6 protein-coding genes are annotated in these 4,493 nt (G+C 68.5%); 3 read left to right on the top strand and 3 right to left on the bottom strand.

Translation table 11 applies throughout. From position 1 onward, the window contains the following. Both AC1D15_RS19200 and AC1D15_RS19195 read left to right on the top strand, forming a co-directional pair. On the top strand, positions 1-599 hold a 599-nt coding region (locus AC1D15_RS19200), incomplete at its 5' end, for a CaiB/BaiF CoA transferase family protein (RefSeq protein WP_477827234.1). A 144-nt stretch (positions 600-743) separates the two neighbouring features. Continuing rightward, positions 744-1,889 (top strand): hypothetical protein, encoded by a 1,146-nt coding sequence (locus AC1D15_RS19195; protein ID WP_047510207.1) that lies wholly within the window; start codon positions 744-746, stop codon positions 1,887-1,889. On the opposite strand, the gene AC1D15_RS19190 is transcribed toward AC1D15_RS19195, so the two are convergent. After that, a complete protein-coding gene (locus AC1D15_RS19190) occupies positions 1,882-2,583 on the bottom strand; it encodes a DUF4197 domain-containing protein (protein WP_047510209.1) in 702 nt (233 codons plus the stop codon). The two genes, AC1D15_RS19195 and AC1D15_RS19190, sit on opposite strands and share 8 nt — an antisense overlap. A 12-nt stretch (positions 2,584-2,595) precedes the next feature. Here AC1D15_RS19190 and AC1D15_RS19185 point away from each other — a divergent pair, with 12 nt between their 5' ends. Further along, positions 2,596-3,117 (top strand): TlpA family protein disulfide reductase, encoded by a 522-nt coding sequence (locus tag AC1D15_RS19185; protein WP_477827233.1) that lies wholly within the window; start codon positions 2,596-2,598, stop codon positions 3,115-3,117. Here the strand turns inward: AC1D15_RS19185 and lipA are convergent, their stop codons facing one another. Together lipA and AC1D15_RS19175 are read right to left on the bottom strand one after the other, a co-directional pair. Continuing rightward, positions 3,118-4,110: a lipoyl synthase gene (gene lipA / locus AC1D15_RS19180; protein ID WP_047510213.1), complete on the bottom strand. Its 993-nt coding sequence runs from the start codon at positions 4,108-4,110 to the stop codon at positions 3,118-3,120. Positions 4,111-4,154: 44 nt separating this feature from the next. Beyond that, positions 4,155-4,493 (bottom strand): lipoyl protein ligase domain-containing protein (locus AC1D15_RS19175; protein ID WP_477827232.1); only part of this gene is annotated, 339 nt, incomplete at its 5' end.

Raw genomic sequence — 4,493 nt, 5'->3', positions numbered from 1 at the left:
ACATGGCCTTGCTCGACACCCAGGTCGCGATGCTCGCCAACCTCGGTGCCAACTTCCTCGCCACCGGCGCCGCGCCGCGGCGGGCCGGCAACGCCCACCAGAACATCGTGCCCTACCAGGTGTTCGAGACCTCGGACGGCCACATGATCCTGGCGGTCGGCAACGACGGCCAGTTCGCGAAGTTCTGCGAGGTGGCCGGCCGGCCGGAGCTGGCCGCCGATCCGCGCTTCGCCCGCAATGCCGACCGCGTGCGCCACCGCGCAATGCTGGTGCCGCTGCTGGAGGAGATCGTCCGGGYCCGACCGAAGCAGCAGTGGCTGTCCGCCCTCGAGGCCGCCAAGGTGCCGTGCGGCGCGATCAACGACCTGGCCGAGGTCTTCGCCGATCCACAGGTGCAGGCCCGCGGCATGACCGTGCCGATGCCGCACCCGCTGGCCGACACGCTGCGCGTGGTCGCGAGCCCGATGAAGCTGTCCGGCACCCCGGTGCAATACCGCCGCGCGCCGCCGCTCCTCGGCGAGCACACCGACGAGGTGCTGGCCGAGTTCGGTTGGTCGGACGCCGAGCGCGCTGAGCTGCGCCGCCAGCATGTCCTGTAACTGACACGGCAGCCCCGTGCGACACCCCCAAGGTCGGGGGATTGGGGCGCTCGGGGGGTGTCCTCCGCTGCCTGCCTGAACGACACTTGCAACCAAGGGTGACAAACCCGCACAAGCCGTTCATCCACGGACAGGGACGCCAACATGGACATGACCGAACTCGACCGCGCTGCCGCGCCCGCCCACCGCGACGCCGGCCACGAACCGGACGAGGGCGATCACTGGCGGGACGTGGTCAACGAGCTCAGCGCCGAGATGGCGACGCCGCTGACCAGCGCGCTCGAACGCGTCACGACCCTCGCCGGTACCGGTCGCATCGACCGCGTCAGCCTGCGCTGCCTGGTGGAAGAACTGCAGAAGGCGCGCGCCATCAGCATCGCCGGCCAGCAACTGGGCCGCCTGGCCTCCGGCCGGCTGCGCCAGACCCATGAGCGGCTGCCGCTCACGCAGACGCTGAAGGACGTGCTGACCCAGCGCGCCGCCGAGACGCAGGCGCGCGGCATCCACATCAAGCAGGTGCTGAAGCCGGCCGACGTGATCGTCGACGCCTCGCTGCTGTTCAGCCTGTTCAACGCGTTGCTGGACTGGTCGCTGCTGCATGCGCAGTCGACCATCGAGTACCGCATCGACATCAAGACTTGGCCGACGCATGCACGGCTGGTCAGCAAGTTCGCCTACCAGCCCGAAGACCAGGCCGACCTGCCGCCGGCCACGGTGGAAGAAGGCTCGCCGCTGGATTCGATCGCCTGGCGCCTGCTCGAACAGACCGCGTGGACGATGGGCCTGCCGATCGAGCGCAAGATCGAAGGCAGCCACGTGACGCTGTCGATCGAGTTCCCGCGCACCGTCAGCGAGCAGCTCGAAGGCCTGAGCATCCTCGAACTGGACCGCGGCTTCGCGCCGTCGGCGCGCACCAAGCCGCTGGCTGGCAGCCATGTGCTGGTGGTCGCCTCGCGGCGCGACGTGCGCATCCAGGTGCGCGACGCGGTGCGCAACATGGGCCTGCTGGTGGATTTCGTCACCTCGATCGAGGAGGCCCGCGACTTCTGCCGCAGCGGCCTGCCGCATGCGATCGTCGTCGAGTCGGTGCTGCGCGGCGACCGCTTCAACGACCTGCGCAACGAGGTCGATTCGGCCGGTGGCGATGTGGTGTTCATCGAGATCATCGAAGAGGGCAATGCCTTCGAGATCTCGGGCTTCGGCGGCTTGAGCATGGCGCGCGTCGGGCGCGACGCGATCCTGACCTCGCTGCCGTCGGCGCTGATGTTCGAGCTGTCGAAGACTACTTGAGGCTGCCGAACACCTTCTTCAGGATCGCGCTCCCGGTGGCGACCGGGTTCTCGCGGATCTTGTGCTCTTCCTCGCCGATCATCAGGAACAGCCCGTCGAGCGCCTTCTCGGTGACGTAGCTGTGGATGTTGGCATCCTGCGGCTTCAGCAGCCCGAAGCTCGCCGCCTTGCCGGCCACCGCGTTGTACTTGTCGGCCAGCGACACCTTCTCGGTCGCCCGCTTGACGATCGGCAGGAAGCGCACGCCCAGCGGCTCGCGCGTCTTGGCCGAGAAGAACTGCGTGACCGAGCCGTCGCCGCCGGTCAGAATGCCCTTGGCGTCCTCGACGCTCATGCTCTTCACCGCGCCGACCAGCAGCGTCTTCGCCTCGGGCACCGCGGCCTCGGCGGCGCGGTTCAGCGCCGTTTCCAGCTCGTCGACGCGCCGTTGCTGCCCGGTCGCCCTCAGGAAGCGCGCGGCGTCGTTCAGGAAGCCGGGCAGCGGGATGTGCACCTTCGGGTTCGACAGAAAACCGTCCGGCTTGCCGAGCAGGCCGACGGCCGACACCGCGCCGCGCTCCAGCGCCGCCCGGATGCCCGCGGTGGCATCGCCTTCGCTGAGGCTGAACGCCTGGGCCTGCCCGCTCCAAGCCAGAAAGCCAAACCCCTGTCCCAGGCCGGCGAGCACCGCTGACGTAAACTTTCTCCGCTGCATCGATCACATCCCATGAAATTGACCCGCCATCTTGCCGTCGCGTTGAGTGTTCTGGCAATCGCGGCAGCGGCTTGTGGGGCTTATGCGGTGTATTCGGTCCTCGCGCGCCCGGAGATGGCGCCTGACGCCGCGTTCGTCCGCCTGGATGGCAGCCGCAGCAGCGTCGCGCAACTGAAGGGGCAGGTGGTGCTGGTCAACTTCTGGGCCACCACCTGCACGACCTGCGTGCACGAGATGCCGCAGTTGGCAGCCACCCACAACCGGTTCAAGGCGCGCGGCTTCGAGACGCTGGCGGTGGCGATGAGCTACGACCCGCCGGCCTCGGTGATCCACTTCGCCGAATCGCGGCGGTTGCCGTTCACCGTGGTGATCGACAACACCGGCGCGGTCGCCCGCAGCTTCGGCCCCATCGAGGGCACGCCGACCAGCGTGCTGATCAACCAGCGCGGCGAGATCGTCAAGCGCTACGTCGGCGCGCCGGACTTCGTGGCGCTGCAGGCCCTGGTCGACAAGCTGCTCGCCGACCCGGCCTGATCAGACGGCGTTCGCGACGCCGGCCTGGTGGGCCTGCTGGTCCGCGTGGTAGCTCGAACGCACCATCGCGCCGACGGCCGCGTGCGTGAACCCCATCTTCAGTGCCTCGTCCTCGAACATCTTGAAGGTGTCCGGGTGCACGTAGCGCCGCACCGGCAGGTGGTGGCCGCTCGGCGCGAGGTACTGGCCGATCGTCAGCATGTCGATGCCGTGCTCGCGCATGTCGCGCATCACCTGCAGGATCTCTTCGTCGGTTTCGCCCAGGCCCACCATCAGCCCGCTCTTGGTCGGCACGTGAGGCGCGAATTCCTTGAAGCGCTTCAGCAGGTTCAGCGAGTACGCATAGTCCGAGCCCGGGCGCGCTTCCTTGTACAGGCGCGGCGCGGTCTCGAGGTTGTGGTTCATCACGTCGGGCGGTGCCGCCTTCAGGATCTCCAGCGCGCGGTCCATGCGGCCGCGGAAATCGGGCGTCAGGATCTCGATGCGGGTGTCCGGCGACAGCTCGCGGGTGCGCTGGATGCACTCGACGAAATGCGCGGCGCCGCCATCGCGCAGGTCGTCGCGGTCGACGCTCGTGATCACGACGTACTTCAGGCGCAGCGCCGCGATGGTCTTCGCGAGGTTCAGCGGCTCGTCGGCATCCAGCGGATCCGGCCGGCCGTGGCCGACGTCGCAGAACGGGCAGCGCCGCGTGCACTTGTCGCCCATGATCATGAACGTGGCGGTGCCCTTGCCGAAGCATTCGCCGATGTTCGGGCACGACGCCTCTTCGCACACCGTGTGCAGCTTGTGCTCGCGCAGGATCTGCTTGATCTCGTAGAAGCGGGTGGTCGGCGAGCCGGCCTTCACGCGGATCCAGTCCGGCTTCTTCAGCGTCTCGGCCGCGACGATCTTGATCGGGATGCGGGCCGTCTTGGCCTGCGCCTTCTGCTTGGCGCTCGCATCGTAATGGGCCGCGTCCTGGGCCTGGTGGATGACGTTTTCGGTCGACATCGGGGGTACTTTCGAGGGGCGGCCGACGGATCAGCGCAATGAGGTCAGCTCAGGTGCGACACCAGCCGGTCGCCCAGCCGCTGCGCCGCGGTGGTCCAGTCGGTGCGGACGCCCAGTGTAGCCAAGTCGACCGTTTGCAGCCCGGCGTAGCCGCAGGGGTTGATGCCGCTGAAGGGGCTCAGGTCCATCGCCACGTTCAGCGCCAGGCCGTGGTAGGTGCAATGCCGGCTGACCTTGATGCCGAGCGCCGCCACCTTGCCCAGGCCCTCGAAGTCATCCGCCCGCGGCCCGGTCAGCGCCGCATGCCCGGCCGGATCCGACAGGTTCACGTAGATGCCGGGCGCACCGGGCACCCGGTGGCCGGTGATGCCGAAGCCTTCGAG

Source organism: Rhizobacter sp. P2_H2 (assembly GCF_056403375.1).
Note: the sequence above shows the minus strand (reverse complement) of the source record. Positions and strands in the feature narration are given on the sequence as shown.

What these genes read in the sequence shown, in the direction of transcription:
- AC1D15_RS19195 (WP_047510207.1), top strand. Translation starts at nt 744, where the DNA reads ATGGACATGACCGAACTCGACCGCGCTGCCGCGCCCGCCCACCGCGAC.
- AC1D15_RS19190 (WP_047510209.1), bottom strand. Translation starts at nt 2,583, where the DNA reads ATGCAGCGGAGAAAGTTTACGTCAGCGGTGCTCGCCGGCCTGGGACAG.
- AC1D15_RS19185 (WP_477827233.1), top strand. Translation starts at nt 2,596, where the DNA reads ATGAAATTGACCCGCCATCTTGCCGTCGCGTTGAGTGTTCTGGCAATC.
- lipA (WP_047510213.1), bottom strand. Translation starts at nt 4,110, where the DNA reads ATGTCGACCGAAAACGTCATCCACCAGGCCCAGGACGCGGCCCATTAC.